Here is a 26990-nt window from a genome sequence, read left to right as displayed (position 1 = left end):
CAATGCATGCAGTTTCGCTCAATCGCAGACACTTCCTTCTCGGCGCCGCGGCGGGCATGTCCGCCCTCGCCATGCGGCCGGGTCTTTCCTATGCCGTGGAGGGTGACACGCTCGTCGTACGCGGCGCGTCGGACATCGAAGTTCTTGACCCGGCTTTCCAGAACGGGCTGCTCGAGGAGGAGATCGGCCGTTGCCTCTTCGTCTCGCTCAATCGCCTCGATGATGTGCGCTCAGGCGCGGCGAACTGGACGCTTTATGGCGCAAGCGAACTCAACCAGAAGTCCCCGACCGAAATCGAGTTCAAGCTCAACGACTGGCTGGAATGGACCGGCGATTTCGGTCCTGTGACGGCGGAAGATGTCAAGTTCTCGTTCGAACGTGTCGCCAATCCCGAAAACAAATCCGCCTGGGCCTACGCCTTCGATGCACTGGACAAGGTGGAGGTGACAGGCGAGCGGTCCGGCATCATCCACCTGAAAGCGCCGTCAGCGCCGTTCTTCGTTACGACATTGCCCTATTACATGGGCCATATCGTCTGCAAGAAGGCTGTCGAGGCTGCCGGCGGTAAGTTTACCACCGAAGCTCCTGCCACCGCCGGTCCCTACATCATCGAGAAATGGGTACCTAAGCAGAACATCACCCTCGCGCCCAACCCGAAGTGGAAAGGGCCTGCTCCGACATTCCCGAAGGTGCGCTTCGAGATCGTGACGGACGACGACTCTGCCGCCCTCGCCTATGAATCGAAGTCGCTGCAATACACGAAGATCAGCCTCAATACGCTCGCGAACTATCGCGAAAAACTTCCCGCCGATACGGAACTCATCGAGATGAACGGCAATCGCTTCGTCTGGCTCGCGATCAATCTCGGCAACCCGAAGTTTGCCGACGAAAAGGTTCGGCGCGCCCTGCAATATGCCCTCGACGTCAACCAGATCATGGACGGTTCCTATTCCGGGCTGGCGGCCCCGGCGACGGGTGTCGTGCCGCCTTCGATGATAGGTCATCGGGAGGCGATTCTCTTCCCCGCCGACGCCGCCAAGGCGCAGGCCCTGCTCGAAGAAGCCGGTGTTTCCGATCTGAAGATCGAGCTTGCTGCGCAAAACCACAAGACCAGCCAGCTGACGTGCCAGATTATCCAGGCGGTGTTCGGTGCCGTGGGCGTAACCGTCGACATCAAGACCTATGATGATGGCGTCTACTGGACACTCGGCGACAAGAGTTCGGGCGATACCTACAAGACGCTCGAGATGGTGCTGATGAGTTTTGCCGGCGGCGTCGATCCATCCGAGAACCTTACCTGGTTCCGCCCGTCGCAGATCGGCGTCTACAACTGGTCGCAGTTCGACAGCCCGGAGTTCGAACAGCTTTACCTCGACGGCATGAAGGAAACCGACAAGGACAAGCGCTCGGTCATCTACAAGAAGATGCAGGACATCATGGAGCAATCCGGCGGCTTCATCTTCCTCACGCACGAGACTTTTGCTGCGGTCGTGCGCAAGGGGTTGAAGCCCTGCATCATGGCTGACGGCTATCTCGACGTAACGCGGTTCGGCAAGAGCTGATCCCCCCAGGGTTCGGGGCAACCCGGCATGAAAAGGAGGCCATCATGGCCCGGAGCATGTTGAACAGGCGCGAGCGCCGCCTTGCGAGCGCGGGGTCGGTGCGGCAGATGCCGTTTGGCGGTGTTACCAACCGCTACCCGCCGATTGCGATCATGAGCACGGACGAGATCGAAGCGATCCACCGCGCTTCATTGCGGCTTCTGTCGGAGACCGGTATCGAGATCCTGCACGACGAAAGCCGCACGCTTCTCAAAGCTGCGGGAGCGGACATCGACATGTCCAATCTGCGGGTGCGGTTCGATCCGGCGATGGTCGAGGAAAAAATACGGACCGTACCTTCCAGCTTTACGCTGCAGGCGCGCAATCCGGCACGCAATCTGACCGTCGGCGATGGCAGCCTGATCTTTGCCGCGACCGGCGGTCCGGCCTTCGTCCACGATACCGACCGGGGCCGGCGCGCCGGCAATTATGCGGATATGTGCGATTATATCCGGGTCGTCCAGCAACTGAATGTGATTCATCAGGAGGGCGGGTGTCCGTGCGAGCCGACCGATCTGCCGCCTGATTCGCGCCACCTCGATTTCTACCTTGCCGCGATCCGGCTCACCGACAAGAACTGGCAGTGCTGGGCGCTTGGCGGCTACCGCGTCGAGGATGCGATCGAAATGCTCTGCATCACGCTCGGCCAGACGCGCGAGGAACTGCGGGCAAATCCGGCGGCGCTCACCGTCGTCAACTCCAACTCGCCACTGCGGCTCGATATTCCAATGGGCGAGGGTCTCTGCGCCATGGCCCGCGCCGGCCAGCCGGTGGCGCTCACGCCTTTCACCCTTTCGGGTGCCATGAGTCCAGTGACGATCGCCGGCGCCCTGACCCAGCAAAATGCCGAAGCGCTTGCCCTGATGACGCTGTCGCAGGTCGTCGCACCAGGCGCGCCGGTGCTTTACGGCGGTTTCACCTCCAATGTCGACATGCGTACCGGTTCACCGGCGTTCGGTACGCCGGAATATGCCAAGGCGCAGATTGCGTCTGGCCAACTGGCGCGGCGCTATGACGTGCCCTTCCGCTCATCGAATGTGACAGCCTCAAATCTGGTCGACGTGCAGGCCGCCTATGAGAGTGGCATGTCGCTATGGAGTACGATCATGGGCGGAGTAAGCCTGATCGAACACGCCGCCGGATGGCTCGAAGGCGGGCTGACGGCTTCGTTCGAGAAGCTCATTCTCGATGCTGAAATGCTGCAGATGATGCGCAGCTTCCTCGATCCTATTCTCGTCGATGAGGACAGTCTTGCGGTCGATGCCATCAGCGAGGTCGGACCCGGTGGTCACTTCTTCGGCACGGGCCATACGCTCGCGCGCTTCGAGAACGCGTTCTACGAGCCGATGCTCTCGGACTGGCGTAATTTCGAAAACTGGTCGGAAAGCGGGGGGCGCAGCGGCACGGACCGCGCCAATGCGATCTGGAAAGACCTTTTGCGCACCTATGAGCAGCCGCCGCTCGACCCCGGTGTCGATGAAGCGCTGGACGCCTATGTGGCAAGGCGCAAGGAGGAAATCCACGCCGGCAAGTTTTGACCGTCGCGAGCCGATAGCAGCGAACAGGTCGCATCGATGTGGCCTGTTCGGCTTTTGATTTCCTGTATATAGTCCTGACAGTCTTGTGGGATCGATGCCGGCTGTCATCACACCAGCCGCAAACCTTTCCGCGGGCGTGATCGAAGCGACCTCTCATAAACCGGATTGGCCCGCATGACCGTCAATCGCACGCCGAGAAAAAAGACCCACCATACAAGCAAGCGTCCACCCTTCGAGCGGATCGCCCTGCTCCTTCAGGGCGGGGGCGCGCTCGGCTCCTATCAGGCCGGCGTCTACCAGGCGCTCGCCGAATCGGACCTTCACCCCGACTGGGTCGCCGGCATTTCGATTGGCGCCATCAATTCGGCTCTCATTGCCGGCAATGCGCCCGAGCGGCGCGTCGATGCGCTGCGCAAATTCTGGGAAGCGGTCACCGAGCCGCCGCTTGGCGTCGCGTCACTGGCTTCGGCCTGGCTCGGCAAGCTTGCTGCAAGGGGCGACATGGCCCATGGCTTCGTCAACCAGGCGCAGGCCTTTGCCACCATGGTGGGCGGCGCGCCGGGCTTTTTCATCCCGCGGCCGCTGCCGCCCTTCATCTCGCCAGCCGGAAGCATGGAGGCCGAGAGCTTCTATGATGTCGCGCCACTCAGGGCAACGCTCGAAGAGCTTGTCGATTTCGACCGGATCAATGAAGGGGGAACACGCTTCAGCGTCGGCGCGGTCAATGTTCGCTCTGGAAACTTCGAATATTTCGACAGCACGACCCACCACATCACGCCCGACCATATCATGGCGAGCGGCGCGCTTCCGCCGGGCTTCCCGGCGACGCGGATCGAAGGGGAATATTATTGGGATGGCGGGCTGATCTCCAACACCCCGCTGCAATGGGTGCTCGAGAGCTATCCGCGCAAGGATACATTGGCTTTTCAGGTCGACCTCTGGAGCGCACGCGGTGAAATCCCGCGCGACCTCGTAGGCATCGAGCTGCGCCAGAAGGAAATACGCTTTTCGAGCCGTACCCGCGCCGCCACGGACCAGTTCAAGCGGGCGCAGCGCCTGCGCCGGGCACTCAAGCATCTGCTCAAGATGGTGCCCAAGGAAACGCTGGCCGCCGCTGATGACGAGACCAAGCTTCTGATCGAGCAGGCCGATGAAACCGTCTACAACATCGTGCAACTGATCTATCGCGCACGATCCTATGAGGGAACATCCAAGGACTATGAATTCTCCCGCCTGACGATGGAGGAGCACTGGGCTTCGGGGTACAACGACGCGGTTCGTACGCTGCGGCACCCCGAAGTGCTGGAACGCCCGGATACGCCGGACGGTGTCGCCACGTTTGACTTAGCCTAAACTATCAAACCCGTCTCCCAACGAGCAGCGAGCACACCCATGAATATCGAAGATGTCCGCGCCAAAGCCTTCGCCATGCCGCTCAACGATCCGGCATATCCTAAGCCGCCTTACAAATTCTACAACCGCGAGTTTGTTGTCATCAATTACAGGACTGATCCTGACGCCTTGCGCGCCGTGGTGCCCGAACCGCTAGAAGTCATCGGCGATACTGTCGCCTATGAATTCATCCGCATGCCGGACTCGACCGGCTTTGGCGACTACACCGAAACCGGCCAGGTTATTCCTGTTCGTTTCAGGACTCCATCCGGCGAGGTGCAGGAAGGCGGCTATGTTCACGCCATGTATCTCGACGACAACTCGCCGATTGCCGGCGGGCGCGAGATATGGGGTTTTCCGAAAAAGCTTGCATCGCCAAAGCTAAGCCATGAACAAGAGACAATCGTCGGCACGCTGCAATATGGCAGCGTCCTCTGTGTCACCGCAACGATGGGCTACAAACACAGGGAACTCGATCTCGAGCCTTTGAGGAAGGCGCTCACCAAACCGGCCTTCATGATCAAGATCATTCCGCATGTCGATTGCACGCCGCGCATTTGCGAACTGGTGCGCTACTATTTCGAGGATGTGACCCTGAAAGGCGCATGGTCTGGCCCGGCAGCCCTGCAGCTCTACGAACACGCGATGTGCGACGTCGCCCGGCTTCCGGTGCGCGAAGTGATCTCGGCGAGCCATTATGTTGCCGACCTGACCCTTGGCCTCGGCGAAGTCGTTTTCGATTATCTGAAACAGGATTGATTTCCGAACAGCAAAGAGGTGGAGCATGTCTCGCTTTACAGGAAGAGTTGCAATCATAACGGGCGCTGCAAGCGGCATTGGCAAGGAGATCGCTCTGCGCTTTGCCGCTGAGGGCGGCACTCCCGTGATTGCCGATCTCAACATTGACGCCGCCAACGCCGCCGCCGATGAGTTCAAGGCAAATGGCGGTGACGCCTTTGCAGTGGCAATGAATGTGACCGACGAAGCGGAAGTGGAAAAGGGCGTTGCCGACGTCATCGCCAAATATGGCAAGATCGACATTCTCGTCAGCAATGCCGGCATCCAGATCGTCAAGCCGATTGTCGATTTTCCATTTGCCGACTGGAAGAAGCTCCTGTCGATCCATCTCGACGGAGCATTCCTGACGACAAGAGCCTGTCTCAAGCACATGTACGCAGCCAATTACGGCCGGGTCATCTACATGGGTTCCGTCCATTCCAAGGAAGCATCCAAACTCAAGGCGCCTTACATCACGGCCAAACACGGCCTTATCGGTCTTGCCAAGGTGGTGGCCAAGGAGGGTGCCGAGCACAATGTCAGCGCCAATGTCGTATGCCCCGGTTTCGTGCGCACGCCGCTGGTCGAGAAGCAGATACCCGAACAGGCCAAGGAACTCGGCATAACCGAGGAGCAAGTCATCAAGAATGTCATGCTGAAGGATACGGTCGACGGCGAATTTACGACCACCGACGACGTGGCGGACGCCGTACTTTACTTTGCCGGCTCCAAGACAAATGCTTTGACCGGACAATCGCTGGTGGTGAGCCACGGCTGGTACATGCAATAGATCGGGAAAGTGGGTCTTTCCAGTTCATGGGGAAGACTCCACGCGGGGTTCTACTCCTCCTGGCAGGTCGTGCTGCTGCCGTTGCGCGTTAGTTTCGCTTCCCTGCCCTTGGTCCAGAACTCGGTATTTTCATCGGCATAGCGTCCGCCGTCGGCCGAGAGCGCCTGCGGCAGGGTATAGGTATCGCCGCTGCCGGAGAAGACGAGATCGACCGTGCCGAAGCCATCGCCCGGTGGCGTGAAGCTGGCTGTCAGGTGGGAGCCGTCAGTGCACTTGTATTTCACGTCCTTTGCAAGCGCCGCTACCGGCACGAACGCCAGAGCAAACCCGCAGATCCCGAAGATCAACCTTGAATTCATACGCAATACCCCTCGGCTTAGATGTAAAAGGCGAGCTATCCGCCGTTGCCGTTGTCGATCAACGCCAGCGTGTATTTATCAGGTACACCGTCGCACCAATAGTCAAGCGCCCGTTGGTAGGGACTGTCGGTGTCGGGCGCTGCCAGCGAAAACAATGTCATGCTCGAGCGAAACTTTATGTCGTCGGGCGAACCGAATATCCCATGCAAGGTCGTCCCGCGGATAGCAAGGACCGTGTTGGTGCATTCTACGAGCCGGCTGCCGAGGAGCGGGTGGTCGAGATAGGAGCGCGCCTCATCAAGCGAAGCGACGCCATAGAATTTTGCAGTCGATGAACGGCCAAGTTCGCGCAGTTGCGGGAAGATGAACCACATCCAGTGGCTCTCCTTAAGTCCCGCACGCAATTCAAGCAGCACGTGCTGATAGACGGGGGCCTGCGCTGTCACAAATCGCGCGAGTTTGAAGGGATCCTCCGGCGGCATATGAACCTCCTCCGTGTTGCCCAAGCCATCTTGACTGGAATAATGTGCGGCGGCAACGATGTATACATTGGGGGAATGCTTATGGATGCCACGTCGTCGCCTGTCATCGTATCAATCGTCAACACGCTCGAGACGGCGCTGACGCCGGTCTTCCTGCTTGCCGGTACCGCGGGCTTCCTCAATGCCTTTATCTCCCGCCTCGCCCGGCTCTCCGATCGCGTCAATCAAATCTCGGACTTGATCGGCACCGACCACGAACTCAATACAGCACGGCTGACGCAACTCAGTTACCTGCGCTTCCGCACGCTCGCGCTGGAAATCGCCGTGGTTTTTGGCACTCTCGCCGGCGTGTTGACCTGCCTTGCGATCGTGTCGCTGCTCGGCGGTGCCATCGGGCGCTCAGGCTTTCGCGAACACGTGCTCTACTGGCTTTTTGCCGGAGCCGTCTTCGCCCTGGTCGGCGCACTCATCGCATTCCTGTTCGAAATTCTGACAGCAAGCCAAAGCATGTTGCGCCAGATAGCCCGCGACCAGCGCCAGCGCCGATAGGAGGACGCAGCGCAAATCCCATTCACTATCAGGCGAACGTGGAATAGGCCTCCTCCCGGCTGAGAAGATTGGCGTCGCGCGCCAAACGCCACCGGCCATCGCTTTCCTTGCGCAGGATCGTCAGCGTATAGCCGGAACGATGGACGGTAGCTCCGTCGGCAGGCGTAACTTCCAGCCTGATATAGTTACGCAAGTATGCCCATTCGCCAAGCACATTGACTTCCTGAATGTGATAGGCGCCGTCCATGCGAACCTGCTTCATCGATTTCATCGTCGCAGCAAATGCGGCTTTGCCAAACGGCTTTTGCCCGGAAACCATGAAGATAACATCGTCGGTCATGAGATCGAGAATGGTCGCGGTATCGCCAGATTTGCTTGCAGAAAACCAGGTTTCCACGAGGGTGCGAATCGCCTGCTCGTCGTCGCTCATCTGTCTCTCCCAGTCCACGTTAGCTCGGTCCTAAGAAATTATAGCGAGACGGCGATTAATTGAAGGGGCACCGACATGCGTGCACACTCAAACGGCTGATTGACCCCAGCAGGGGCCCGGTTTCCCATACCCCCTGAATATTTGCCTGGCCGGGCCTCTTTCATTCTTTTCGAGGTAGTGGAGATGGAACCGGATGATCCCACTCCGCCAAGGGCGGAGTACGAACCCTACCTTACGCCGGTGCTTCCCTACGTCATCGTCTTCATCATAACAACGACGCTCGTCATCTCCGCGGGGTGGATGCTTCGCCCGTAGGTCGTGCCGGCTGCGATCCTTCGCGGCGATTTCCGTGTTTGATAGTCGCAGTAAAAAAGCCCCGTCGCGAGAACGGGGCTTTTCTATTTTTCAAGCCTTATCGACCGACTGGATTAGCAATCAGTGACCGCCATTGCCGTGGCCGCCACCACCGCTGTTACCACCGCGGCCATTGTTGTCGCCCCGGCCGTTGTCACTCTTGCCGTTATCGCCTTTGCCGCGATCGTCCTTATCCTTGTCGTTCTTGTCGTTCTTGTCGTTCTTATCGTTCTTGTCGTTCTTGTCGTGGTTGTCCTTGTCCTTGTCGCCCTTGTGGTCACGATCATCGCCCTTGTGGTCCTTGTCGTCACCCTTGTGGTCTTTGTCGCCCCAGCCGCCCTTGTCGCCTCGGTCGCCCTTATGACCACGATCGCCATGGTCGCCCTTGCCGTGACCGTGCTTGCCGCCGTGTTCGCCCGGTCCGCAATTGCCTGGATCGCCGCCATTGTCGCCGGTACCACCGGTTCCGCCAGTGCCACCGTCACCACCCGTGCCACCCGTTCCGCCAGTACCGCCCGTTCCGCCAGTACCACCAGTGCCGCCGGTACCACCAGTGCCACCCGTTCCGCCAGTACCGCCCGTTCCGCCAGTGCCAGTGCCGCCTGTTCCGCCGGTGCCAGTGCCACCCGTTCCGCCAGTACCAGCACCGCCGGTGCCACCTGTTCCACCGGTACCGCTCGGGCTACCACCCGTACCGCCACCATTATTGCTTGCCGAATTCGTACCGCCGGACGTGCCTGAACCGCCCTTGCCGGCGCCGCCCTTTGAACGACCGCTGCGGCTATTGTCCGATACGTTGCCATTGTCATGGGTCCAGCTGGATGGCTGGCTGATGGCCGCCGTGGTCATGGGCGGGCACATGTCAAGTTGCTGCTTGCTGAGGATTGACCGTTTGTTCAAGGCATAGCAGCAGAGCCCAACATTACCGTCGTTGAGCTGCCTGCACTGTGCGGCGCTTGCAAACAATGCGCGCCGGCCCTCAGCATAGCTTGGCGCCGTCTGAAGGAGAGTTGAAACCAGACCCAAGGTTGAAATCGTCATAACGGCGAATAAAACGCTGCGTCTGCTTTGGTTTTTATTGTTGTTTGTTATACGCATGTGACATTTCCCCAAGTGTTATTGTTATTAAGCAACTCCACACATCAGGGTAATGTTGTTATCTATCACCTAGCCATTGATGGCTTTATTGCTTGCCAAATATGTAAACTTAAGGTTGTGGTATTGATACATAACAATGCTGCTTATAAACGATGTAAAAAGATTGATGCAAAACGGGGGGTTATACCGTATTATCTAACCCGGGAGTAAGCGCCGGGTAATGAGGCGTCCTGTGTTCCAGTACATACTTTCGTAACCATAAATAAGTACGTTTAAGAAAAAGACGGCGTCAAAGTCGCGACGATCAGTGCGTAACGCCGTGTTAACCATTGAATCACACATTCAGGATCTTAGACACGATTTTACCGCCCTGACGCGCCAATTCGTCCCTGCCGATCTTTGGGAGAACACAGCATGTTGCGCAAATTTTCGCTCGTGATCCTGTCCGCAGGCTGTTGCCTGGGGGTCTTTGCTTCAATACCCGCCCGTGCCGACGGGACCGAAATGGAACTCAAGGGCAAGGGATTTGGCCCGCCTGCCTTCCAGTCGTTCTGCAATCACTATGCGAGGCTTTGCAACACGCGCTCAGGCGCCAAGGTGGTGCAACTTACAGGTGAAAAGCGTAAGCAGTTGCAAGCCGTCAACATGAGCGTCAACTCCTCGATCCGACAACAGAGCGACATGCAGACGAACGGCGTCGACGATGTCTGGACGATCCCGACCAAGGCGGGTGATTGCGAGGATTTCGCCATCCTGAAGAAGCGCGAACTGATGCGGCGCGGTTGGCCCGCGGCCTCGTTGCTGCTGACCGTCGCGCGGCTGCCATTCAGCAATGAAGGCCATGTCGTCCTGACGGCGCGCACCTCCGACGGCGATCTCATTCTCGACAGCCGCAGCAATTCGGTGCGTGACTGGTCAAGCACGTCCTATCGCTACTATGCGCGCCAGTCGCAGACATCGGCAGGCTGGGAACGTATTGGAAGAGCAATTCCTGTGACGACCACCGCCAAGGTCAAACTCGACTACACCACCACCGCCAGCATCAAATAGCAGGGCCGGGTGCGGATTGGAGGATCTGCACCCCGTTGATCTTGTAGCCGCCGTCCGGTTGCTTCACCAGTTGGTAGATGGCGGTCCAGTCTTTGCCGTCCGGGCCAGTGATCAAGACTTCCTGTATGACCTGGTCGCCCTCGATCCTGCTGCGTCCAAACGCGAAGTTTCCCGGCCGGAAAACCGGCTGGTAAGCGCGCTTCACCATATCGAAGAAGAGGTTCTGGTTGAGAAACTTCTCCTGGATCGTGGGTGACGCAAACGAATAGGCGGTAGCTGCATCGTTGCTGAGGAAGGCGGCGATCTGGTTCCTGATGATAAGCTGCGCCGAATCGACAGGTTCCTCGGCCCGCAGCGGTCCGGCCAGGACAAGAGCAGCGCGTAAAGCCGCGCTAAAGCCGAATGCCCTGATCATTATGGTCTCCTCCTTACATCCCAGTGCCACTTGAAGTAGATGCGCGTATCACTGCCGCTGCTGGGTCTTGCGATTTGTTGCCGCCGAGAGCGCCAACTGCGATTGCTATTTGCGGCGCAGTGGTGAAAAACTACGCCCACAATCACGCTCTTGCAACGAGAGGCGCGCCAGGCTCCCGGCGCGAACTTGTTTCTCCATGCCCACCCGCACAAAGCCGCTTCACAGATCATGACTGACAATCGCCCGTCTTTGGGCCAAAGCGTAACGGAATCGCGTTATTGGCGGCAGAACCTCCTTGTCTGCCTGCTTGGCTCGTTTACCACCATCGTTGCAATGACGCTCATCCTGCCGTTTCTGCCGCTCTACGTCGAAGAGCTCGGCGTCAGCGACCACGCGGCGATCGTGCAATGGTCCGGCATCGCCTATGGCGCGACATTCTTCACCGCCGCACTCGTTGCGCCGCTGTGGGGCCGGCTCGCCGATCTCTATGGGCGCAAGCTGATGCTCATCCGTGCCAGCCTCGGCATGGCGATCGCGATGTCGCTGATCGGAATGGCGACAAACATCTGGATGCTCGTGTTCCTGCGCCTGCTCACGGGTCTTCTCGGCGGCTATGCCTCGGGCTCGACGGTCCTCGTTGCGACGCAAACACCAAAGGCGCGCACCGCCTGGGCACTCGGGACGCTTTCCGCCGGCATCATGGCAGGCAATCTCGTCGGTCCGCTCATCGGCGGCGCGCTGCCGCCGCTCATCGGCATTCGCCAGACTTTCTGGCTGGCTGGCGGGGTGATTTTCATTACCTTCCTCGCCACAAGCTTCTTCATCAAGGAAGAGTGGCGGCCGCCCAAGGCCCGGTCAGAAAAACGGTCAGGCGGATGGAGTACCATTCCCGACAAGCGGCCCGTTGTCGTGATGCTGCTTGCCGGCATGCTGCTGATGCTCGCCAATATGTCGATCGAACCGATCATCACCGTCTACGTGGCGCAGCTAGTCGCCGATCCGGCCAAGATCACGCTCGTCTCCGGCGTCGTCATGTCGGCGGCGGCGCTGGGCAGCATCCTTTCAGCGTCGAGGCTCGGAAAACTGGCTGACCGGGTGGGCCATTGGAACATCATCGTCGGGGCGCTCGGCGTATCGGCGCTGCTTCTCGTTCCCCAGGCCTTCGTAACCGAGAGCTGGCAGTTGATCGTGCTGCGGTTCCTGATGGGACTTTCCCTGGGCGGATTGTTGCCGTGCATCACCGCGGTGATCCGCCATAATGTCCCCGATAATGCGGCTGGCAGCATCCTCGGCTATGCCACCTCGTCGCAATATATAGGACAGGTTGTGGGACCACTGGCCGGTGGCTTCGTCGGCGGTCACATCGGCATGCGCGCGGTGTTCCTCGGCACAAGTTTGCTCCTCGCCGGTGCGGCCGTCTATGGCTGGTTGGTACGCCCCAAAGAACGGTGATACGCTCGCCGAAGTACCGAGTGATTCGTAAGCGATGACGATCACGAAAAATTCGCCAGATTGTCATGGAACCAGACTGACTCCCGACGCATTACCGTGGTCAGTTTAGCCTGCAACTTGTTGCAACTAGACTGTCCTACATTCCATGGAGGAAGTAATGAACGACAAGCGGTTTCCCATCCCCGTCATGATCACAGTCGGAGCGGCCGGACAACGCGCCGTGTCCACGGTATGGGAAGCGATAGAATGCCTGCGAACATACTGGCCCACGAAAAAGGGACCAAGTTACAGGCGGGCATTGCAAGCCTGCCTCGACGCACTCGACGGCTGGAAGCCTGCGCACAAGGCGCGGCATGCCTTCATCAGCGCCGCGCGTGAAGCCGGCGTTTTCCTCGACCCACATTTGCATTGATAAGGCGTTCGAGCCGATAAATGCGGGCGGCATCGGCCGCCCGACTCCCGTTCAGCGAATATCTGCCCGCGCCCGCGGACGCCTTTCATTCATTTCATGGCTGAAGATCGCCGGCGGCAATGGTGTGCGCTGGCGGATAATGTCTGAACCCTTCTCGCCCATCATGATCGTCGGCGCATTGGTATTGCACGAGGGAACGCGCGGCATCACCGAACTGTCGCACACGCGCAGGCCCTCGATGCCGCGGACTTTCAGTTCGAGATCGACCACAGCCATGTTGTCCGAACCCATCTTGCAGGTACCGACAGGGTGATGGTCGGTCTTCGCATTGGCGCACCCATATTCGAAGAGTTCCTCGTCGGAATTATACTTCGGCCCCGGCAGGCGTTCCGCCATCACGTAAGGCTTCAGGGCCGCCTGGCTCATGATCTCGCGGGCGATCTTCAGGCCTTCGATCGACATTTTCCGGTCATGCGGATCGCTCCAGTAATTGGGGTCGATCAGGGGAGCGGCATTCGGATCGGAAGACTGCAACCGCACCGTCCCGCGCGATCGGGGATGAAGATAGGCGGAGTTCAGGGTGACGCCGGCGTTCTTGAGCCGCTCGACGCCAGCTTCGATACCCGAGCCCAGTCCGAGATGGAACTGGATGTCCGGGGAGCGCGCATCGGGATCCGCATACCAGAAGCCGCCCGTTTCAAACAGGCTCGACGCAACCGGACCGGTCCGGAAAAGCACGTACTGGATGCCCGCCCACAGTGTGCGGTGCAGCTTGGCGACACCATCATAGGTGTGATCGCCCGTGCATTCGCAAATGACGAAAAGGTCGAGGTGATCCTGCATGTTCTCGCCGACGCCGGGCAGATCATGCGTTACCGGCACCCCTACGCTCTTCAGATGATCGGCCGGGCCGATACCGGACTGGAGCAGCAGCTTAGGCGATCCGATTGCACCCGAACTGACGAGAACCTCGCGTTCGGCGCGGATTGTCTCGCGCGCATTGCCCTTGATGATCTCGACGCCGACCGCCCGCCCCTTCTCGACAAGGATCCGGGACACCTGCGCGCCCAAGCGGATCGTCAGGTTCTTGCGCTCGCTGATTGGAGCGAGATAGGCCATCGACGCCGATGAGCGGCGGCGATTGCGCTGCGTCAATTGGTAGAACCCGACGCCCGCTTGCTGCTGGCCGTTGAAATCGTGGTTGTAGGGAATGCCGAGTTCCTGTCCTGCCCGGATATAGGCATCGCAGATCGGCAGGGTGGCGGCGGGCATCGAGACGCCGAGCGGCCCACCATAGGCGTGATAATCGTCGGCGTAGCGCTGATTGTCCTCGGCGCGCTTGAAATAAGGCAGAACGTCGCGATAACTCCACCCAGTACAACCATCCTCCCGTGCCCACAGGTCGTAGTCGGTTGCATTTCCGCGCGTATAAAGCTGGGCATTGATGCTTGACCCGCCACCAATGACTTTTGCTTGCGTATAGCGCAAGACGCGGTTGTTCATGTGCTTCTGCGGCACCGTCGACCAGCCCCAGCTAGCGACACCCTTGGTCATCTTCGCGAAGCCGGCAGGCATATGGAAAAGCGGGTTCCAGTCCCCGCCCCCTGCTTCAAGCAACAGCACCGAAACGTCCGGATCTTCGCTCAGGCGATTGGCGAGAACGCAGCCTGCGGGTCCGGCGCCAGTTATGATGTAATCATAGGTCATTCTAGAGCCTGCTTATCGAAAGGGCGCCATCGGCATTGATGATCGAGCCCGTGGCAAAGTTGAAATCGCCGCTGGCAAGAGCGGCCACGATACGGCCGAGATCGTCCGGCTCGCCCCAGCGCTTCATCGGAACAAGGCCCTCGGCAATAAGCTTGTCGTATTTTGCAGCGGCAACGGCGGTCATGTCGGAACGGATGATCCCGGGACGCACATCGAAAACGCTGATTCCCTGATCGGCAAGACGCACCGCGAGCCCCTGCGTGAAGGACGCGAGCGCCGCCTTCGTCAGGCAATAGTCGAGACGTTCGGGCGAAGTCATCTCGGCGGAAACCGAGGTAACGTTGATTATGGTGCGCGATGTGGCGCTTTCCTGTTGCGCCAGCATGACGCGCAAGGTGGCTTGCGTGAAGAAAACGGTGCCGCGCAGATTGACGGAGACGATGGCGTCGAAATTAGCCGGCTCAAGGTCGAGGAAGTCACCCCGGACCTTTGAACCGATGCCGGCATTGTTGACGAGACAGTCGATGCGGCCATGGGTGTCGAGCACGCCCTCAATCGTCGCGGCATGGCCGGCGAGATCGGCAATGTCGGCCGTGTGAAACGAGACCTTCGCCCCAAGGCCTGCCAGTGTGGCGACCGCCGCCTCAGCTGTTTCATCATTTGCGATATCCGTGATGGCGAGATCGAAACCCTTGCCCGCCAGCGCCCTGGCGATGCCAAGGCCGATCCCGCGGCGCGCTCCGGTGACGAGTGCGACCGGCTTCATGACAATTCCTTTCGGACGATATGATCCGCGACGCGCAGGGCCTGGGCCGCGATCGTCAGCGCCGGGTTGACCGCTGCCGACGTCGGCAGGAACGCGGCATCGACAACGAACAGATTAGGGTGGTCAAAAGCCCGGCAATAAATATCGAGCGGCGCGGTCGCGGGGTCGTTGCCCATTCGAACGGTGCCACACTGATGCGACGGCGTCTTGCGGTCGAAGGCCTTGGAAAGCACTAGCGGGAAGCCGGCCGCGCGCAGGGTCGACTTGATCCGCGCCACCAGCCTCAAATGGGCCGGCCAGTTGCTGCGGATCCACTCGAGAATGATCTTGTCGCCTTCAATGCGCACCCGGCTTTCGGGCTTTGGCACATCCTCGCTCATGGCAAGGAAATCCACCGTATGCGCGCAAAATCGGTCGAGCGCCCATTCCGGCACCATCCGAAGATCGGATTTCAAAACCGCGCCGCTGATCCGACCGAGCAATTGCACATTGCCGAGCGGCGCGCCGCCAAGGCCATCGGACAGATAGAAATCATTGAAGCCGAACGTCTTCTGGTAGACGCTGTCATTTTTGAAGCGTGGATCGAACCCGATGACGGCCGAAAGGTTGTGGTTCATAAAGTTGCGGCCAACCTGATCCGAGCGATTGGCGAGCCCGGCGGGATTGGCATCGTCGGCCGAGCGCAGCAGGAGTACGGCGGACTGGACCGCTCCGGCCGAGAGCACGACGAGCTTCGGTCGCGCGATATGCCTTGCGCCATTCTGCTCGTAATGCACTGCTGCGATTGACTTGCCATCCGCCGCGGTTTCGAGGCGGGTGACCCGCGCATTCGTTTCCAGCCGGACATTCTCGTGTTTCAGGGCGGCGGCGAGCGCGGTCGTTTCCGCGTCCATCTTGCCATTGAAGCTGTTCGGATGGGCATCCCAAGGCGTTTTTCCGTGCTTCAGCCAGGTGTCGATGTCGACGCCCAATGGCAGGGATGCCGGATGAACGCCAACCTTCTTCAACCGGGAGCGAAGCGCGGCGATGGGCGCTTCGTCTGGCACGGGTGGGAAGTTGTAGGGTGCTGAATGAAACGGCTCGGTCGGGTCTTCGCCGAGTGTTCCTCTCACCTGAAACAATTGTTCGGCCTTGCTGTACCAGGGCTCGAGTTCCTCGTAAGCAAAAGGCCATGCCGGGGAGACACCTTCGAGATGCTGCATCTCCGCGAAATCCTCGGCGCGGTAACGCGTCAGCACAGCTCCATAGAATTTCGAATTGCCACCGACATTGTAGTAATTGCCGGGGTTGAAGGGTTTGCCGAACTCGTCGTACCAGCTTTCCTTCGGCCGAAAGAATCCTCGCTGGAATATGGCGCGCGGATCGCGGTTCTCCGGCCGGTCCGCCAGGTGATCGCCCGCTTCCAGAATGATGATATTTGCTCCCGAACCGGCGAGCCCGGCGGCCATCGTGGCGCCGCCGATGCCTGAGCCGATGATAACGATATCTGCGGCCGCGTTCGGTGTGGGGCTGGTGGTCATGACGCGGGTCGATCAGGCCCCGATGCGCAATTGCGATTGCGGATCGAAGAAAACCGCCTTGTCGAGATTGAAGGCGAGCGCCGTTCTCGTGCCGGCGGATATTGGCGCATCCGCACGCAGACGTGCAACGACCTCCTTGCCGCCGAGCTTGGTGACCGCGAAAGTGTCGGAGCCTGCAGGCTCAACCACTTCGATGAAGCATTCGCCTTCGACGAGTGAACCCGCGTTGCGATCCGCGCCATCGGGATCGGTCAACGCTTCCGGGCGGATGCCGAAAATCACATCCTTGCCCGTGAACGCAACGAGGGCGCTATTGGTCTTGATCGGCAGGCGCAACGGTTCCATGTCGGGCCGCTCGAGCACGACCGCGAGGTCGTTGGCTCCGCCCTCGATCTTAGCCTTGAGCAGGTTCATGGCCGGTGAGCCCATGAAGTCGGCGACGAAGATGTTGGTAGGGTTGTTGTAGATTTCCGCCGGTGTACCGAACTGCTGCAATACGCCGTCTTTCAGGACAGCGATTTTTGTTGCCAGCGTCATCGCCTCGATCTGGTCGTGGGTCACGTAGACGATCGTCGTCTTCATGCGCTGGTGCAGGCGCTTGATCTCGGTACGCATATCGACGCGCAGCTTGGCGTCGAGGTTGGAGAGCGGCTCGTCGAAGAGGAACACCTGCGGATTGCGCACGAGCGCACGCCCCATCGCCACGCGCTGGCGTTGCCCGCCGGAAAGCTGGCTCGGCTTGCGGTTGAGCAGATGCCCGATCTGCAGCATGTCGGCGACCTGCTTGATGGCCTTTTCTCGCTCCTCCTTGGCGATGCCGCGAATTTCCATGCCGAATGCGATGTTTCCGGCCACGGTCATGTTCGGGTAGAGCGCATAGGATTGGAACACCATCGCGATGTCGCGCTTGGAGGGGTGCAGTCCGCTGATCGACTTGCCCTTGATCGAGATGTCGCCTGACGTGATCGGTTCCAGCCCGGCAATGGTGTTGAGCAGGGTCGACTTGCCGCATCCGGAGGGTCCGACGAGGACGAGGAAGCCGCCTTCATCGATCTCGATATTGATGTCCTTCAGGATCGGCACGTTGCCGTAGGACTTATGCAGGTCTTGGATCTTGAGAAATGACATTGATTTATCCCTTCACGGCGCCGGACATGAGGCCGCGGACGAAATACCGCCCGGAAACGATGTAGACGATGAGAGTTGGCAGGGCGGCGAGAATGGCGCCGGCGAAATGCACGTTGTATTCCTTCACGCCCGTCGACGAGTTGACGAGATTGTTGAGCGCAACAGTCATGGGCGTACTGCTGAAGCCGGAGAACGATGCGCCGAAAAGGAAGTCGTTCCAGATGTTGGTGAACTGCCAGATCACGGATACGACGATGATCGGCCCAGACGACGGCAGGAGGATGCGCCAGAATATCTGGAAGAAGTTTGCACCATCGATCTGCGCCGCGCGCACCAGTTCGGTCGGAAATGCCTCGTAGTAATTGCGGAAATAGAGCGTCGTGAAGCCGAGGCCATAGACGATATGGACGAGGATCAGGCCTTGGATGGTTCCGGCCATGCCGAGAAAGCCGAGGACACGCGCCATCGGTATGAGCACGATCTGGAACGGGATGAAACAGCCGAGCAGCAACATGCCGAACATGACGTTCGAGCCGCGGAAGCGCCATTTCGTCAGGACATAGCCGTTGAGCGCGCCGATCACCGTCGAGATGGCGACTGCGGGAATGACCATCAGGATCGAGTTGATGAAATAGGGGCGCAGACCCGTCGGCTGCACGCCGATTTGCGCGGTTGACCAGGCCGAGAGCCAGGGCTGGATCGTCCATTCATGCGGCGGCGACAGCATGCCGCCCTGACGAATTTCGTCGAGCGTCTTCAGCGAGTTCACCACCATTACGTAGAGTGGCAGCAGGTAGTAGAACGCGAAAACCAGAAGGGCGATATAGATGACGACGCGGGTGAGTTTGCCGCTGTTGATTACATTGTCGGGGCTTGGAGCGCTCATTTATTGCCTCCCCTGATTTCGGAATAAAGGTAGGGGATGATGATCGCAAATATCGTGATCAGCATGATGATGGCCGATGAGGCGCCGATGCCCATGGAATTGCGGGTGAACGTGTAGGAATACATGAACGTCGCCGGCAATTCGGTTGCCTGGCCAGGCCCGCCGCCGGTCAGGGCGATGACCAGATCGTATGCCTTGATCGCAAGATGCGCGAGCACGACGAAGGCGGAAAGAAACACGGGCCGCATCAGTGGAATGATGATGCGCCGGTAGATCATGCCGGTCGATGCGCCGTCGATCTGTGCCGCCTTGATGATCTCATTGTCGACGCCGCGCAAGCCGGCAAGAAACATGGCCATGACGAAGCCGGAGGATTGCCAGACAGCGGCGATAACGACCGTATAGATCGCCATCTTCGAGTCCTTGATCCAGTTGAACTGAAAGCTTTCCCAGCCCCACTGGTGCATGGTGTTTTCAAGACCGATGCCGGGATCGAGAAACCATTTCCAGGCGACGCCGGTAACGATGAACGACAGCGCCATGGGATAGAGATAGATGGGACGCAGGACACCTTCGATGCGGATCTTCTGGTCGAGAAGGATGGCGAGACCCAGACCGAGCACCGTGCAGATGATGATGTAGAGCGAGGCAAATATGCCAAGGTTGGTAATAGCCCGCCACCAATGCGGCAGAGCCCACAGCTTGCGGTAGTTTTCAAAGCCGACAAATCCATAGGACGGCAACATCTTGCTGTCCGTGAACGACAGAATGCCGGTATAGATGATAAAGCCATAGACGAAGATCAGGACGATCAGAAAGCTCGGTCCGAGAACCAGCTTGGGTATAAGGTCCTGTATGCGGCTGCGGGTATCCATAGCCTCACCTCTTAAATCAATATCGTTTTATATCGTTGCCGCGACGGGGCGGAGAATTCTATCCGGGGCATGTGCTGCCCCGGATAGAGGACCAAGCTTATTTCGCAGCGTCAACGGCGGAAACGAGTTCCTTCACCGCGTCTTCGGAGCTCAGTTCACCGTTGAATTCACGCGTGACGACGTCATAGATCGCGTTCTTCACGGCAGCAGGCACCGCATAGCCATGGGCCATGGAGCCGTAGAGCGTGCCGCCCTTGCTGGCTTCGGCAAGATCCTTGATGGCCTTCTTGCCGCAAGCGTCAAAAGCGGTATCCGGAACGTCCGTGCGAGCCGGAGCCGACCCCTTGACCACGTTGAACGCCGACTGGAAGGCAGGGCTCTCGATGGCCGATGCCATTACCAGCTGGTTCTTGTGGTCAGCATCGCTCTTCTTGAAGAAGAGGAACTGGTCGGAGTTGAAGGTTACCGACCCCTGGGTGCCCGGGAAGCGCATGCAGACGAAGTCCACGCCGGGCTCCTTCTTTGCCTTCACGAATTCACCCTTGGCCCAGTCACCCATGAACTGCATGCCGGCCTTGCCTTCGATAACCATGGTCGAAGCAAGGTTCCAGTCGCGACCGGAGAAATTGTCGTCGACATAGCTGCGCAGCTTGGTCATGCGGTCGAAAGCTTCCTTCATCTTGTCGCCGCCCAAGGCCTTGGGGTCGAGATCGATGAACGCCGCCTTGTAGAAGTCGTTGCCGAGGGAAAGAACGACGGCATCAAAGATGGTCGCATCCTGCCAGGGCTGACCGCCATGGGCGATCGGCGTGATGCCCTGTTCCTTGAACTTGTCGAGGAGAGCGATCAGTTCGTCCCAATTGGCAGGTTCCTTGCCGCCGGCCTTGTCGAGGGCCGCCTTGTTGATCCATACCCAGTTGGTCGAGTGAACATTGACCGGCGCGGCGATCCAGTGGCCGTCATACTTGGAGAACTTCTGCAGTGCCTCCGGAATGACGTCGCCCCACTTTTCCTTGTCAGCAACGTCATCGACATTGGTCAGTGCGCCCTGCTTTGCCCAGTCGGTGATGTCGAAACCGAGCGACTGCACCGACGTCGGCGGATTGCCGGCGGTAACACGAGCGCGCAGCACGGTCATGGCTTCTGAACCGCCACCACCGGCGACGGGCATGTCAGACCAGGTGATGCCCTTGGTCTCGAGATCCTTCTTCAGGACTTCGAGCGCCGTTGCTTCACCGCCGGAAGTCCACCAATGCAGAACCTCGACGTTTTCAGCAGCGCGGGCCGCCGTTGCAGTCCCGAGCAGCATCGCTGCGGCGGCGACCGTATTCATCCACTTTTTCATTTCAGGCCTCCCATTTGAAAAAAGAAAATATCCAAAATATCCGACTGAGATTCCTCAAGTCCGGAGCATTCTTACAATAGGCGGAAGGGGCTTTACAATCGATTTAATCAGCTCGCCCATACGACTTTCCTCCTACCCAGATGCATGTTGAGTGTCTTCGTTTCCGTGTAATCCTCAACCGCATGCCTGCCCAGTTCCCGGCCGAGACCGGACTGCTTGTAGCCGCCGAACGGCAATTCCGAAGCGCCGTCCATGAAGGTGTTCATCCAGATCGTCCCGGCACGAACCTGGCGCCCGATCGTCAGGCACGTATCAAAATCGCGGCTCCAAACGCCGGCTGACAGACCATAATCGATGGAATTGGCGATGCGAACCGCTTCATCGAGCGTTTCGAAGGTCAGGACGGAGAGTACCGGGCCAAAAACCTCCTCGCGTGCGACAGCCATGTCCGGCTGCACCGCCGACAGGATTGTCGGCGACATGAACTGTCCCATGCCGAGTTCCAGCGGCTCGCCGCCATGGCAGATATTCGCTCCGGTGGTTGCTGCATTGCGCACATAGCCGTCGATCTTCGCCAGGTGCTCCGGCGTGATGATGGCACCGACCTTGGTCTGCGGATCGAGCGGATCGCCGACCTTTACCTTGGCGGAATGAGCGGCGATGCGGGCGACGACGTCGTCAGCAATATCGCGGTGTACGATCAGGCGCGAACCGGCATTGCAGCATTCGCCGGCATTGAAATAGGCGCCGAAGACCGCCGCGTCGATGAAATCATCGAGTTCCGCGTCGGGAAACACAATCTGTGGGTTCTTGCCGCCGAGTTCCAGCGAGACCTTTTTCAAGGTCTGCGCGGCATTGGCCATGGTGAGCTTGCCGACCAGCGTGGAGCCGGTGAAGGACACCATGTCGACGTCAGGATGGACGGTCATGGGCGCACCGACTTCCGCGCCGGTTCCCGTCACGATATTGACGACACCGGCAGGAACGCCGGCTTCCATCAGGATCTCGCCAAGCACAAGCGTCGAGCCGGAAGTAAGTTCCGATGGCTTGACCACGGCCGTGCAACCAGCCGCCAGGGCGAAAGGCAGTTTCTGGCTGACGATAAGGAACGGAAAATTCCACGGCGTTATGATCGAGACGACGCCGATTGCTTCGCGCAGGACCACGCCAAGTGTGCATTCGCCGAGCGTATTATAGCTCTCGCCATGGAGATCCCGGCCGAGCGCAGCGGCATAGCGCCAAATATCCACGGCGCCGCCGAGCTCGGCCTTGGCCTGGCTGATCGGCTTGCCCGACTCGATGCAATCGAGATAGGCGAGTTCATCGGAACGCGCGGCAATCAGTTCGGCAGCCTTGAGCAGAATGTTCGAGCGCTCTGCGCCGGTCATGCGGGACCAGGTACCCGTATCGAAGGCGCGGCGAGCTGCGGCGATGGCGCGTTCCGCGTCGGCTTTCGTTGCGGCCTGATAGCGGGAGACGACGACACCATGTCCCGGGCTCTTGCGCTCGATGGAAGCGCCGCTGGAACCATCGACCCACCGGCCATCGATCAACAGCTGAAATTCGCGCACCTTGAAATCTTCGAGCGCCCGTGGGCGCACCAGAATCGTCATTACCATTCTCCTTTGAATGCGGGCTCGCGCTTTTCGGCAAAGGCCGAAACACCTTCCTTAAGGTCCGCTGTCTTTGCGACGAGGATCGAGCCCAGCGCTTCGACCGCCGTTCCATTGTCTTCGCCATTGGCCGAGGCAATCATGAGTTTAGCCACTTCGACGGCAGCCGGTCCGCGCTTGGCAATACGTTCCGCATAGGCCGTTGCCATTGCGACCGCGGCGCCGGTTTCGGCCACGTGGTCGACAAGGCCGAGGCCCAAGCCTTCGCCTGCACTGAAGATTTCACCGCCGAGCGCCATGCGGCGCACGACTTGCGCGCCGAAGCGCCGGACAAGGCGCTGCGTTCCCGACCAGCCCGGCACCATGCCTAGGCCGGTTTCCGGCAGGCCAAGCTTGATCTGGGCTTCCGCGATGCGGATATCAGCAGTTGCGGCAAGCTCGAGCCCGCCGCCCAGCGCATGACCATTGAGCGCGGCGATAAGCGGCACGCGCAAGGTCGCAAGGCGCTCGAACACGCGGTGGCCGAAGCGCACCCAGGCATGGCCGAACTCATTGGGCGTCATCGCTGCCCAAGCCTTGATATCGCCGCCGGCCGAGAACGCCTTGCCGGCGCCCGTCAGGATCGCGACGCGCGTTTCGGCGTTGGCTTCGACAGCGTCGCAGGCCGCACTCAGATCCTTCAGCATATCGAGATCGAAGGCATTCAGCTTTTCCGGGCGCGACACGGTGATCGTGGCGACGTGACCGGCGAAAGTGACGGTGATGCGCGGGTCAGCCATGGATCGTCCTCTGTGGCTTGTGCGGCAATTCGAGGCCGAGCGGCTGCGGCTGGAAGAGCCGGGCATCCATCTGTTTCAGGTCGCGCGCGACAACCAGAGGGAATTCGGACTGGTCAAGAATATGCGCCTGCAGATCGACGCCGGGAGCGATTTCAGTCAGCACGACGCCTTCGGGACGCAGCGCCATGACGCAGCGCTCGGTCACGTAGGTGATGTCCTGTCCCTGCTCGATGGCGCGGCGACCGGAGAAGGTGACGTGTTCAACCTCGTTGACCAGCTTCTTGAGCTTGCCTTCCTTTTCGATAACCAGCTTTCCGCCTTCGACATGTACTTTCGCCCCGGCATTGAACATGCCCGAGAAGACGATCTTGCGAGCGCGCGCCGTGATATCGACGAAGCCGCCGGCGCCAGCAGTCACATGCGGGCGGAAACTCAGCTTCGATACGTTGACAGAACCGCTCTTGTCGATTTCCAGAAACGAGAGCAGCGACGCATCGAAACCAGCGCCCTGGAAATAGGTGAACTGGTGCGGCGAGGGCACAAAAGCTTCGGCATTCGAGGCGCAACCGAAGGCAAAGTCGAGGAGCGGAATGCCGCCGACCGGACCCTGCTCGATGACCCAGGTGACGGCCCCGTGCAAACCCTCTTCGAGCAGGATGCGCGGCACGTTTGCCGAGATGCCGAAGCCGAGATTGACGGCACTGCCCGCCTCGAGTTCCGTCGCGACCCGTCGCGCGATAACCTTCTGGATATTGAAATCCGGCAGTTCGAAATCTTCGAGCGGATGGAAGATCTCGCCGGAAATGGCCGGATCATACAGCGTCTGTGTTGTCTGCTTCTGTTCCGGATCGACCACGACATAATCGACAAGGATGCCGGGAACGCGCACGTCGTGCGGCTTCATCGAGCCGCTCTTGGTGATCCGCTTGACCTGCGCAATGACGATGCCGCCATTGTTGCGCACTGCGAGCGCCTGGTCGAAGCCGCCGAGATAGGCGCCTTCATGCTCGTAGGTGAGATTGCCGCGCTCGTCGGCGGTCGTTGCACGGATGATGGCGACCTGCGGCACGATCGGCTTGAAGAACAACCATTCTTCGCCATCGAATTCAATCTTGCGCACCAACGGTTCCTTCGCGGCGGATGCATTCATGGCGCAACCCTGGCGGTCGGGATCGACGAATGTGTCGAGCCCGACCTTGGTCAAGACGCCCGGACGCTTGGCGGCAGCCTCACGGTGCATGTCGAAGAGAATGCCTGAGGGCACATTATATGCGGCAACCTCGTCATTGCCGATCATCTGCCAGATCAATGGAGGTTCGGCGCTGGACGGACCCGACGGGTAGGAGCCGCCGACGATCTTCTTCAAAAGGCCCTTCCTGGCAATGTAGTCGACGCCCTTGATCCCGCTCATGTCGCCGGCGGCTATCGGATGCAGGGTCGTCAGATCACGCGGGTGACCCGTAGCCTCGAAGCGCGCGCCGATCGCCTTCAGCATCAGGTCGGGGCAACCGAGCCCGCTCGACGATGAGACGGAGACGATGGCTTCGTCAGGAATGAGGTTCGCGGCCTCTTCGGGGGTTATGTGCTTGTTCATGCTCTTGGATCGTGCTTTCAAAGGCCTGGATTGATCTTTTGGGCGGTTCCCATCCGCGCCGCTTCCGTAACGGCGATGCCGGCAGCAAGCGACCAGACACCGTCCTCGCCCGACGCCGCAGGTCTGCCGTCGCCGGCAATGGCGGCGTGGAATTTGGCAAGGCCCGTCTCGTAGAGATTCTTGTGGTCGAGCTTGAGTTCGCTTTCGCCGTCTGCGTTGCGGAGTATGACCGTGCCGACCGGCTTTTGCGTCATGACATTATGCCCGACCAGCGAGCCTTCCGTGCCGTGCACTTCGAAGCCCGTTTCGGAGTATTTCGTGGTGAAGCCGTCATGAAACAGAGCAATCAGCCCCGACTTGAAGCGCATGACGCCCATCACACCGTCCTCGAGGCCCTCTTTGGCAAGTCCGCTCTTCTGGCCGAAGGCAACGGCCTCGACCGGGTCGTCGCCAAGCACGTAACGCAGCGTATCGGTGTCGTGGACCGTAATATCGAGAATCACGCCACCGCCTGCTTCCGGGCGATCCAGGCGCCAGCCCTGCAGATGCGGCGGAAGATAGACGGCATGGAAGACCTTGGCGGCGAGCGGCTTGCCGATCTTGCCCGCAGCAATGGCATCGCGCATCGCCGTATGGCTTGCCGCGTTGCGCAGGTGGTGGTTGGTGGCAAAGACGATATTGGCGGCGCGGCAGGCCTCGACCATGGCACGCGCATCCTCAAGGCTCGTTGCAAGCGGCTTTTCGCACAGTACATGCTTTCCCGCCTTCGCTGCGGCGAGCACCTGGTCCTTGTGCAGTTCATTGGTCGTCGAAATATAGACCGCATCGATCGGCTGTTCACTGAACAACGCGTCGAGCGTTGTGACCGAATGAGGAATTGCATGATCGTCGGCATATTTGCGCCCGCGCTCGGCATTGGTGCTCATGACCGAGACAATCTCGCCGCCACTGGCGCGGATCGCATCGATGACCCATTCATGCGCGATGGTGCTCGCACCAATCAGACCCCAGCGTATCATGCCAATTCCTCCGTTTGCCTGACAGGCGCGCCGCAGCTTTGGCGCACGACGAGACGCACCGACGTAACCAGTGTTTCCTGGTCGACCTGCCCGGCATTGATCTGCTTCATCAAAAGCTGTGCCGCCCGCTGGCCCATGCCCTGCGGATCGACCGAGACGGTCGTCAGGGCGGGAACCGCTGTCTTTGCCTCGATGACATCGTCGAATCCGATGACTGCAAAACCCTTGCCCGGCTCGATATTGTTGGAGCGAAGGCCATCGCACACGCCGAAGGCGACTGCATCGTTGAAGCACAGCGCCGCAGTGGGGCGCTCGTCAAAGAACATCATGCGTTCTACCGCGGTGGCGCCGCCGGCGCGCGAGGGCGCAGAATGAATGACGAAGTTCTGGTTGAGGGGAATACCGGCTTCCATCAGGGCATCCCGATAACCCCGCACCCGGTCGGATGACACGGCCGTGTCGGCAAAACCGCCCATGAAGGCGATGCGCCGGTGCCCGAGATTGATGAGGTGGCGGACTGCCGCTTTCGCGCCGGCGTAATTGTCGGAAAGCAGCGTCGATACCTTCGCACCCGGCAGATTGCGCACGACGACCACAACGGGAATGCCGCTGTCGGCGAGCGGCTTGACGTCACTTGCCTCGGTTCCGCGCGCCGGCGACAGGATAAGGCCAGCGATGCCGTTTTCACGCATCGAGGCGATGACCTGGCGCTGCCTGTCGACGCTTTCGCCGCTATGGGCGAGGAATTGCACATAGCCTGCCGACTGCACCACCATGTCGACGCCGACAGCCAGTTCCGCAAAGAAACTATTGGTCAGATCGTTGACGACGATGCCGATGATTTTCGATTTCGACTGGCGCAAATTGGCAGCCCCGCGATTGTAGACATAGCCCAGATCATTGATGAGCGCGCTGACCTTTTCGCGGGTCTTTTCATTAACCAGCGGACTGCCCTGGAGGACCAGCGACACGGTGGATTTCGACACGCCGGCGGCGCGCGCAATGTCCACAATACTTGTCCGTGTCTTGCTCAAGGTGATCTCTCCCAGTCGCCGCACA

27 protein-coding genes are annotated in these 26990 nt (G+C 59.7%); 10 read left to right on the top strand and 17 right to left on the bottom strand.

Annotated elements, in window-relative coordinates; translation table 11 throughout:
• Positions 1-2: 2 nt before the first annotated feature.
• From AC1DNI_RS02055 to AC1DNI_RS02035, 5 genes are all read left to right on the top strand, one after another.
• Positions 3-1562, top strand: a complete 1560-nt coding sequence (locus tag AC1DNI_RS02055; protein WP_477690635.1) for an ABC transporter substrate-binding protein — start codon at positions 3-5, stop codon at positions 1560-1562.
• Between the two features lie 44 nt (positions 1563-1606).
• Entirely contained in the window at positions 1607-3139 is a 1533-nt protein-coding gene (locus tag AC1DNI_RS02050) for a trimethylamine methyltransferase family protein (protein WP_477690634.1), read from the top strand.
• Positions 3140-3313: 174 nt separating this feature from the next.
• Positions 3314-4492: a patatin-like phospholipase family protein gene (locus AC1DNI_RS02045; protein WP_477690633.1), complete on the top strand. Its 1179-nt coding sequence runs from the start codon at positions 3314-3316 to the stop codon at positions 4490-4492.
• 39 nt (positions 4493-4531) lie between these two features.
• Positions 4532-5290 carry an acetoacetate decarboxylase gene (locus AC1DNI_RS02040; RefSeq protein ID WP_477690632.1) on the top strand — a complete coding sequence of 253 codons (759 nt, stop codon included), beginning with the start codon at positions 4532-4534 and terminating at the stop codon, positions 5288-5290.
• Between the two features lie 25 nt (positions 5291-5315).
• A complete protein-coding gene (locus tag AC1DNI_RS02035; RefSeq protein ID WP_477690631.1) occupies positions 5316-6098 on the top strand; it encodes a 3-hydroxybutyrate dehydrogenase in 783 nt (260 codons plus the stop codon).
• A 50-nt stretch (positions 6099-6148) separates the two neighbouring features.
• On the opposite strand, the gene AC1DNI_RS02030 is transcribed toward AC1DNI_RS02035, so the two are convergent.
• Entirely contained in the window at positions 6149-6457 is a 309-nt protein-coding gene (locus AC1DNI_RS02030) for an MliC family protein (protein ID WP_477690630.1), read from the bottom strand.
• A gap of 35 nt (positions 6458-6492) precedes the next feature.
• Positions 6493-6939 (bottom strand): DUF1810 domain-containing protein, encoded by a 447-nt coding sequence (locus AC1DNI_RS02025; protein WP_477690629.1) that lies wholly within the window; start codon positions 6937-6939, stop codon positions 6493-6495.
• An 81-nt stretch (positions 6940-7020) separates the two neighbouring features.
• Between AC1DNI_RS02025 and AC1DNI_RS02020 the strand changes: the two genes are divergently transcribed.
• A complete protein-coding gene (locus AC1DNI_RS02020) occupies positions 7021-7488 on the top strand; it encodes a DUF2721 domain-containing protein (protein ID WP_477690628.1) in 468 nt (155 codons plus the stop codon).
• 28 nt (positions 7489-7516) lie between these two features.
• Here AC1DNI_RS02020 and AC1DNI_RS02015 read toward each other — a convergent pair whose 3' ends face one another.
• Positions 7517-7918, bottom strand: coding sequence for a YybH family protein (locus AC1DNI_RS02015; protein WP_477690627.1), 402 nt, complete (start codon positions 7916-7918; stop codon positions 7517-7519).
• A gap of 183 nt (positions 7919-8101) precedes the next feature.
• On the opposite strand from AC1DNI_RS02015, the gene AC1DNI_RS02010 reads away from it, so the two are divergent.
• Positions 8102-8233, top strand: coding sequence for a hypothetical protein (locus AC1DNI_RS02010; protein WP_255453086.1), 132 nt, complete (start codon positions 8102-8104; stop codon positions 8231-8233).
• A 120-nt stretch (positions 8234-8353) separates the two neighbouring features.
• On the opposite strand, the gene AC1DNI_RS02005 is transcribed toward AC1DNI_RS02010, so the two are convergent.
• A complete protein-coding gene (locus AC1DNI_RS02005; RefSeq protein WP_477690626.1) occupies positions 8354-9121 on the bottom strand; it encodes a hypothetical protein in 768 nt (255 codons plus the stop codon).
• Positions 9122-9784: 663 nt separating this feature from the next.
• On the opposite strand from AC1DNI_RS02005, the gene AC1DNI_RS02000 reads away from it, so the two are divergent.
• Positions 9785-10420 (top strand): transglutaminase-like cysteine peptidase, encoded by a 636-nt coding sequence (locus AC1DNI_RS02000; protein WP_477690625.1) that lies wholly within the window; start codon positions 9785-9787, stop codon positions 10418-10420.
• On the opposite strand, the gene AC1DNI_RS01995 is transcribed toward AC1DNI_RS02000, so the two are convergent.
• A complete protein-coding gene (locus AC1DNI_RS01995) occupies positions 10413-10835 on the bottom strand; it encodes a DUF4864 domain-containing protein (RefSeq protein WP_477690624.1) in 423 nt (140 codons plus the stop codon). The genes AC1DNI_RS02000 and AC1DNI_RS01995 overlap by 8 nt on opposite strands.
• A 228-nt stretch (positions 10836-11063) precedes the next feature.
• Between AC1DNI_RS01995 and AC1DNI_RS01990 the strand changes: the two genes are divergently transcribed.
• On the top strand, positions 11064-12287 hold the full coding sequence (locus AC1DNI_RS01990) for an MFS transporter (RefSeq protein ID WP_477690623.1): 1224 nt from the start codon (positions 11064-11066) through the stop codon (positions 12285-12287).
• A gap of 157 nt (positions 12288-12444) precedes the next feature.
• Positions 12445-12699: a DUF982 domain-containing protein gene (locus AC1DNI_RS01985; protein WP_036813520.1), complete on the top strand. Its 255-nt coding sequence runs from the start codon at positions 12445-12447 to the stop codon at positions 12697-12699.
• 51 nt (positions 12700-12750) lie between these two features.
• Here AC1DNI_RS01985 and AC1DNI_RS01980 read toward each other — a convergent pair whose 3' ends face one another.
• The 12 genes from AC1DNI_RS01980 to AC1DNI_RS01925 all read right to left on the bottom strand — a co-directional run bounded on the left by AC1DNI_RS01980 (position 12751) and on the right by AC1DNI_RS01925 (position 26965).
• Complete coding sequence (locus AC1DNI_RS01980) at positions 12751-14406, bottom strand: GMC family oxidoreductase (RefSeq protein WP_477690622.1); 1656 nt, start codon at positions 14404-14406, stop codon at positions 12751-12753.
• A 1-nt stretch (position 14407) separates the two neighbouring features.
• Entirely contained in the window at positions 14408-15172 is a 765-nt protein-coding gene (locus AC1DNI_RS01975) for a 3-ketoacyl-ACP reductase (RefSeq protein WP_477690621.1), read from the bottom strand.
• On the bottom strand, positions 15169-16692 hold the full coding sequence (locus tag AC1DNI_RS01970) for a GMC oxidoreductase (protein WP_477690620.1): 1524 nt from the start codon (positions 16690-16692) through the stop codon (positions 15169-15171). The genes AC1DNI_RS01975 and AC1DNI_RS01970 overlap by 4 nt, the downstream gene beginning before the upstream one ends.
• Positions 16693-16704: 12 nt before the next feature.
• Positions 16705-17820, bottom strand: a complete 1116-nt coding sequence (locus AC1DNI_RS01965) for an ABC transporter ATP-binding protein (RefSeq protein ID WP_027230744.1) — start codon at positions 17818-17820, stop codon at positions 16705-16707.
• 4 nt (positions 17821-17824) lie between these two features.
• Complete coding sequence (locus AC1DNI_RS01960) at positions 17825-18706, bottom strand: carbohydrate ABC transporter permease (protein ID WP_027230745.1); 882 nt, start codon at positions 18704-18706, stop codon at positions 17825-17827.
• Entirely contained in the window at positions 18703-19581 is an 879-nt protein-coding gene (locus tag AC1DNI_RS01955) for a carbohydrate ABC transporter permease (protein ID WP_027230746.1), read from the bottom strand. Before AC1DNI_RS01955 ends, AC1DNI_RS01960 begins: the two co-directional genes overlap by 4 nt.
• Before the next feature lie 97 nt (positions 19582-19678).
• Positions 19679-20926: an ABC transporter substrate-binding protein gene (locus tag AC1DNI_RS01950; protein ID WP_477690619.1), complete on the bottom strand. Its 1248-nt coding sequence runs from the start codon at positions 20924-20926 to the stop codon at positions 19679-19681.
• 107 nt (positions 20927-21033) lie between these two features.
• A complete protein-coding gene (locus AC1DNI_RS01945) occupies positions 21034-22539 on the bottom strand; it encodes an aldehyde dehydrogenase family protein (RefSeq protein WP_477690618.1) in 1506 nt (501 codons plus the stop codon).
• On the bottom strand, positions 22539-23318 hold the full coding sequence (locus tag AC1DNI_RS01940; RefSeq protein WP_477690617.1) for an enoyl-CoA hydratase/isomerase family protein: 780 nt from the start codon (positions 23316-23318) through the stop codon (positions 22539-22541). Before AC1DNI_RS01940 ends, AC1DNI_RS01945 begins: the two co-directional genes overlap by 1 nt.
• Positions 23311-24912: an acyl CoA:acetate/3-ketoacid CoA transferase gene (locus AC1DNI_RS01935; protein ID WP_113281110.1), complete on the bottom strand. Its 1602-nt coding sequence runs from the start codon at positions 24910-24912 to the stop codon at positions 23311-23313. The genes AC1DNI_RS01940 and AC1DNI_RS01935 overlap by 8 nt, the downstream gene beginning before the upstream one ends.
• Before the next feature lie 17 nt (positions 24913-24929).
• Entirely contained in the window at positions 24930-25931 is a 1002-nt protein-coding gene (locus AC1DNI_RS01930; protein WP_477690616.1) for a Gfo/Idh/MocA family protein, read from the bottom strand.
• Positions 25928-26965, bottom strand: coding sequence for a LacI family DNA-binding transcriptional regulator (locus AC1DNI_RS01925; RefSeq protein ID WP_477690615.1), 1038 nt, complete (start codon positions 26963-26965; stop codon positions 25928-25930). Before AC1DNI_RS01925 ends, AC1DNI_RS01930 begins: the two co-directional genes overlap by 4 nt.
• Positions 26966-26990 lie beyond the last annotated feature (25 nt).

This window comes from Phyllobacterium sp. 01N428, from assembly GCF_056399405.1.
Note: the sequence above shows the minus strand (reverse complement) of the source record. Positions and strands in the feature narration are given on the sequence as shown.